Origin of the sequence: Mesorhizobium sp. CA16 (genome assembly GCF_020165175.1) — a bacterium.
Lineage (GTDB): Bacteria > Pseudomonadota > Alphaproteobacteria > Rhizobiales > Rhizobiaceae > Mesorhizobium.
Genome location: NZ_JAIUHP010000007.1, coordinates 244,453 through 250,452, shown reverse-complemented (window position 1 = coordinate 250,452; position 6,000 = coordinate 244,453). Strand labels below are relative to the sequence as shown.

The following is a 6,000-nucleotide window of genomic DNA, read 5'->3' as shown; positions in this document are numbered from 1 at the left end:
ATCTGGCCATGCCTGACCGCCGCCGCCGCGTCGGTGGTGAAGCGGATGCGGCCGGCCGCGTGGTTTTCCCTGACGAGGGCCTCCAGCCCCGGTTCGAAAATCGGCACCAAGCCCTGGTTGAGCCGCTCCACCTTCTTCTCGTCGATATCGACGCACACCACCTCATGGCCGACCTCGGCCAGCACAGCGGCCTGGACGAGACCGACATAGCCAATCCCAAATACCGTCAAATTCATTTGGTTCTATTCCTGTCAAAGGCCGGGCCGCGGTCCGGTAAACTGGATATGCCGAAAAGGTGGGCTGTTCGACAACACTCCGCGTCATATCCGCTCTTGAGACGCTGCCGACCAGAGCGGCCCGACAGTCCGCCGTTTTGGGGTGGATCGGGATGAACCGCCGGGCCTAACCGACTTTAAAAAAGTCGGCTGGCGGCCTCTATATCAACTCTGGCTAATGGTTACGCCCTTTGAACGAAGGACGTCGGGCAGCTCTTCTACAGCTGCGAGTGCTGCACCATCAGGAGAGGCAATGCTTGCCATGATTAAAATTCGGCGTAACAAAGAGCCCGTGACCGAAGCCGACGGGCCGCTACTGGGTGCCCAGGAATGCGCAAACTGGCAACGTGTGCGGCAAGCGATTTGGCAACGAGGGAGAGCCTGCGCTATTGCGCGAACAGCTGTGCTTGTCCGTCAGTCGGACCCTGCGTGAGACCAACGTCCTACCCGGCAACTCATAGGTCCCGGCCACGAAACATCTTCCAGAGAAGTCCATTGGTGGGTGCTGGCGAGCATAGTCTCTTCATTGCCAGTTCGTGGATGCCCACCATCACCTGCGATGGGGGATCTGCATCAATCGGGGGTGTTTTGATTGCCGATCCCAGAGAGCTTAAATCACGAATATCTCAGATTTAATTGTCCAAGATGCGAGCATCCAATCATCCGCAAGGGCTCATGGTTCAAGGTCATTGCCACTTTCAGATGCCCCCGCTGCAACACGACGCTGCGGCTAGGATATCCTGAAAAGTTACGCATTTTCGAGACCCACAGGCATCTGACAGACGGACCACCGCCAGCCGGAGCCAGCGGGTGAAGGCGGTTGGCGTCGGTCGGCAGCGCCGACTCGTGGCCTGATCCGACAGTCGGGGTGCAGCAACAGCAGCGCTGACGCGCCACGGCGTGGCAGGTCGTCGACTAGATCAGCGACGTGCGCATAGAGCCGGGAAAGCTCCTCTTTGGCGCGACTTCCGGTAAAGGCCAAGATCGATCTTCAAGGTCACTTCACGCCGATGCCGGCGGTCAGGCCGCCATCTATCTTGTAGTCCGCGCCGGTGCAGAAGCCGGCCTTGGAAGAGCACAAAAAGGCGATCAGCTCTGCCACTTCCTCGGGCTCGCCGATGCGGCCGAGCGGATGGGCCGCGCCGAAGCGCCTGTAGGCTTCCTCGACGTCGGCATCGCTGCCGTTGTCGCCGCGCGCGGCCTTCTCGAGAATCGGCGTGCGGATCGAGCCGGGGCTGACCGAATTGACCCGGATGCCGGCTGCCGCATAGTCGAGCGCCAGCGAACGCGTCAGCGTATGGATGGCACCCTTGGTGGTGGCGTACGCAGCCACGTTCTGCTGGCAGGCGAAACCCTGCACCGAGGCGACGTTGACGATGGCGCCGCCGCCGCGCTTGATCATTTCCGGAATGCCGAAATGGGCGGTCAGATAGATCGAGCCGACATTGACCGTCATGGCCTTGTTCCAGGTTTCCCAGTCGGTCGTCGTCGCGGTTCCATAGGGATGGACCGCCGCCGAATTGACGATCACGTCGAGGCCGCCGAAACGCTCGACGCCGGCCGCGACGGCGTCGCGGACCTGGTCCGGCACGGAGACGTCGGTGTCCACGACCAGCGCGCCGGCCCCGGAGCTTTCCAACTGCGCTCGCATCGCGGCATTGGCCGAACGGTCGATGCCGCAGGCGACGATCGCAGCGCCCCCGGCGGCGAGGCGCCTGGCAGTTGCGAGACCGATCCCGGTCGTTCCGGTCACCAGCGCGACCTTGCCGTCAAAATCCTTCATTGCTGAACTCCTTTGGTCACATCTCGGAAGCCGGCTCTTCCGTCTGGAACCGCAGGCCGAAATCGAGATAGCGGCTCGTCAGATAGGCGTAAGCCAGCCTGTCGCGGGCCTATTTGACTCTCGTTGTCGTCCAACAATAAGTTGCCCACCTCGCGGAGGAAAGCGGCAATGGAACAGTGCTGGCGCTGGTATGGCCCGGACGATCCGGTAACACTCGATCATGTCAAGCAGGCGGGTGCGACAGGCGTGGTCTCGGCCCTGCACGACATCTATGACGGGCGTGTCTGGCCGCTGGAAAACATCCTCGAGCGCAAGCGCATCATCGAGGCGGCGGGGCTGACCTGGTCGGTGGTCGAGAGCATTCCGGTCCACAACTCGATCAAGATCGGTTCGCCGGAGCGGCTCCGCTATGTCGGTTTCTACAAGGACACGATCCGCGCCCTGGCGAAGGCCGGTATCGCGACGATCTGCTACAATTTCATGCCGGTGGTCGACTGGACGCGGACGGATCTGGCCTACCGCCTGCCGACGACGGGTTACGCGCTGCGCTTCGATGCGATCGATTTCGCGGCTTACGATCTGTTCGTGCTGAAGCGCCGGAATGCCGAGGCCGGCTACACGCCTGCCCGCATCGCCGAGGCGGAAGCGCGGCTGAAGGAGCTCGGCGACGAGAAGATCGACAGGATCGAGCGCAATCTCATCGCCGGCCTGCCCGCCACCGAGCGCGCCTATAACCGCGACAGCTTTCGCGAGGCCCTGGCTGACTATGATGCAATCGGACCGAAGGAATTGCGCGAGAACCTGGCCTGGTTCCTGCGCGAGATCATTCCGGTGGCCGAGGAGGAGGGGGTGCGCATGTGCATACATCCCGACGATCCGCCATTCTCGCTCTACGGCCTGCCGCGCATCGTCTCGACCGCCGAGGATGCGCGCTTCATCATCGACACCGTCGACAGCCCGGCCAACGGGTTGACGTTCTGCACCGGCTCCTACGGTACGCGCGCCGACAACGACATTATCGCCATGGTCAAGGAGTTCGCCGAGCGCATCCATTTCGTCCATCTGCGCAACGTCACCATCGAGGGCGACGGCTCCTTTTATGAAGCCGAGCACCTCGAGGGAGGCACCGACATGGCGCATGTCATCCTCGCGCTGATGCAGGAAGAAGCGCGTCGCCGCAAGGAAGGCCGCGCTGACTGGCGCATTCCGATGCGGCCCGATCATGGGCACCTCCTCGCCGACGACATCGGCAAGACAAGGATCAATCCGGGCTATTCGCTGATCGGCCGGCTCAAGGGCCTCGCCGAACTGCGCGGCATCATGCGCGCCGTCGAGCGGTTCGGGCTGGCTTGACTTCCAAACGGGCTCGGCTTCGCTCCCGACCCTTGAAATCCGTAAAGACATAGTGGCGCCGCCGATGGGCGATGGTATCCTTCGGGCCGCCATCGGCAGGCAGGCTCAAGCGGGTGTGTCAGGTCGGGGTTGCGGGGCCGATCCGCCGGAACATGAAACAGGCCGATAGTCACGGCGGACGGGAGAAAGCAATGCGCACCAGAACCAGCATCCGCGTCGTCGGCTGCCATGCCGAGGGCGAGATCGGCGATGTCATTGTAGGCGGCGTGCTGCCGCCGGCAGGCCGCACGATGATGGAAAAGATGATCACGATGGAGCGCGATCACGATCATATAAGGCGCATGCTGATCTGCGAGCCGCGCGGCAGCGTTGCCCGTCATGTCAATCTCCTGGTGCCCTCGACGCGCGAGGATTGCGCCGCAGGCGCCATCATCATGGAACCAACCGAATATCCGCCGATGTCCGGCTCCAACACGATCTGCGTCGCCACGGTGCTGCTCGAGACCGGCATGGTGCCGATGCAGGAGCCGGAGACCCGCTTCAAGCTCGATATGCCAGGCGGCGTCATCGAGGTGCGCGCCGAATGCAGCGACGGCAAATGTCTGTCGATCACGCTGCGCAATGCTCCCGCCTTCGCCGAGCGCCTCGATGCCGATATCGAGGTGGAAGGGCTCGGCACGATCAAGGCCGATATCGCCTATGGCGGCATGTTCTACGCGATTGTCGATGCGCCCGCGCTCGGCTTCTCGGTCACGCCCGACGAGGCCCGCGACTTGGCCGTGGTCGGCGAGAAAGTCCGCCGCGCGGCGCGCGAGCAGCTCGATGTCGTGCATCCGCAGTTCGACAATGTGCGCGGCGTGTCCATCGTGCAATTCGCCATGCCGTTCCAAGGACCGGGCAACGTCACGCGCAACACCTGCATCGTCTCGCCAGGACGCTCGGACCGCAGCCCGACGGGAACCGGCACCTCGGCCCGCATGGCTGTGCTGCAGGCGCGGGGCCAGATGAAGGAAGGCGAGGTGCTGATCCACGAATCGATCATCGGCTCGCGCTTCACCGGCAAGATCCTCGAGCTCGCCGAAGTCGCCGGGCGCAAGGCGATCGTGCCGCAGATAACCGGCAGAGCCTGGATCACAGGAGAGCACAATTATTATCTCGATCCGACGGATCCGTACCCGCAAGGCTACGTGCTGTCGGACACCTGGGGCACCTCGACTTCGGTGACGCAATAGAATTCCTGCAACGAAGCCGGCACGCATCACTCGAGCGACCAGACGCTTTCCAGCCGTCGCCCGAGGCGTTTGCGCTTGCAGAATGTCAGCGGACCTTGCAGGGAGGCGCCTGCTCTGATTCCCTGCGGTTGGTGGGGATCGCCTGATTCGTGTGCTCGTTGTTCCGGTTCCGCATGATCGTGCGGCGGAGCAGCAGGTTACCTCGGTAGAAAGATGAGAAAATGACCGCCAAGCCGGAAATCCTGGAGATGAGGCCCAAGATCACCGTCGTCGGGGTCGGCGGCGCCGGCGGCAACGCCGTCAACAACATGATCGCCGAAGGGCTGCAGGGCGTCGAGTTCGTCGTCGCCAACACCGACGCGCAGGCGCTCACCATGTCGAAGTCGTCGCGGCTGATCCAGCTGGGCGCGCATGTGACCGAGGGCCTGGGCGCCGGGTCCTTGCCCCAGGTCGGCAGTGCCGCCGCGGAGGAATCCATCGACGAGATCATGGATCATCTGGCGGGAACGCATATGTGCTTCATCACCGCCGGGATGGGAGGCGGCACCGGGACGGGTGCGGCGCCCGTGATTGCGCGTGCCGCACGCGACGCCGGCATCTTGACGGTGGCCGTGGTCACCAAGCCTTTCGTGTTCGAAGGCAAGCGCAGGACCCAGGCGGCCGAGGAAGGCATAGAACGGCTGCGCGAGAGCGCCGACACGGTGATCGTCATTCCGAACCAGAACCTCTTCAGGGTCGCCGACGCCAGGACAACATTCGCCGACGCCTTCGCCATGGCGGACCGCGTTCTCTATGCGGGTGTCGGCTGCATCACCGATCTCATCGTCAAGGAAGGCCTGATCAATCTCGATTTCGCCGACGTGAAGTCGGTAATGCGCGACATGGGCCGGGCGATGATGGGAACCGGCGAGGCCTCAGGGGAGGGGCGCGCCAAGATCGCGGCCGAGGCGGCGATCGCCAATCCGCTGCTCGATGAAGCCTCCATGTCCGGCGCCAGGGGGCTGCTGGTATCAATCTGCGGCGGCATGGACATGACGCTGTTCGAGGTCGACGAAGCCGCGACACGGATAAGGGAAGAAGTCGACGCCGATGCCGACATCATCGTCGGCGCCATCTTCGACCACGCACTGGCGGGAAAGTTCCGCGTGTCCGTCGTCGCGACGGGTCTGCGCAAGAGCGCGGACATCGCGCAGTTCGAGCAGCGGATCGCCTGACGTCACGGCGATCTCGCGGCTGCGCGTGTTCCCGACCGCACGACGCGATCGGTCAATATACGCTTCCGGCCGCGGACAATTCCGGACCGCACGCTGTCGGTCAGCGCGCCTCTTCGTCGCAAGCCGTCACGACGGCATCCGGC

At 63.5% G+C, this 6,000-nt stretch carries 5 protein-coding genes; 3 read left to right on the top strand and 2 right to left on the bottom strand.

Features of this window, described 5'->3' with window-relative positions; all coding sequences use genetic code 11:
- A partial coding sequence (locus tag LB525_RS13255; protein ID WP_263492775.1) for a 3-hydroxyacyl-CoA dehydrogenase NAD-binding domain-containing protein occupies nt 1-236 on the bottom strand: 236 nt, incomplete at its 3' end.
- A 1,036-nt stretch (nt 237-1,272) separates the two neighbouring features.
- The gene (locus LB525_RS13250) at nt 1,273-2,058 is read right to left on the bottom strand and encodes an SDR family NAD(P)-dependent oxidoreductase (protein WP_224544954.1); all 786 of its coding nucleotides are present in this window, start codon (nt 2,056-2,058) and stop codon (nt 1,273-1,275) included.
- 168 nt (nt 2,059-2,226) lie between these two features.
- Between LB525_RS13250 and uxuA the strand changes: the two genes are divergently transcribed.
- The 3 genes from uxuA (at nt 2,227) to ftsZ (ending at nt 5,857) form a co-directional block, all read left to right on the top strand.
- On the top strand, nt 2,227-3,411 hold the full coding sequence (gene uxuA, locus LB525_RS13245) for a mannonate dehydratase (protein ID WP_224544953.1): 1,185 nt from the start codon (nt 2,227-2,229) through the stop codon (nt 3,409-3,411).
- A gap of 191 nt (nt 3,412-3,602) precedes the next feature.
- A complete protein-coding gene (locus tag LB525_RS13240; RefSeq protein WP_224544952.1) occupies nt 3,603-4,643 on the top strand; it encodes a proline racemase family protein in 1,041 nt (346 codons plus the stop codon).
- Nucleotides 4,644-4,864: 221 nt separating this feature from the next.
- A complete protein-coding gene (gene ftsZ, locus LB525_RS13235; RefSeq protein ID WP_095769817.1) occupies nt 4,865-5,857 on the top strand; it encodes a cell division protein FtsZ in 993 nt (330 codons plus the stop codon).
- Nucleotides 5,858-6,000 lie beyond the last annotated feature (143 nt).

Coding starts and splice junctions, on each gene's coding strand:
- LB525_RS13250 (WP_224544954.1), bottom strand. CDS start 2,058: ATGAAGGATTTTGACGGCAAGGTCGCGCTGGTGACCGGAACGACCGGG.
- uxuA (WP_224544953.1), top strand. CDS start 2,227: ATGGAACAGTGCTGGCGCTGGTATGGCCCGGACGATCCGGTAACACTC.
- LB525_RS13240 (WP_224544952.1), top strand. CDS start 3,603: ATGCGCACCAGAACCAGCATCCGCGTCGTCGGCTGCCATGCCGAGGGC.
- ftsZ (WP_095769817.1), top strand. CDS start 4,865: ATGACCGCCAAGCCGGAAATCCTGGAGATGAGGCCCAAGATCACCGTC.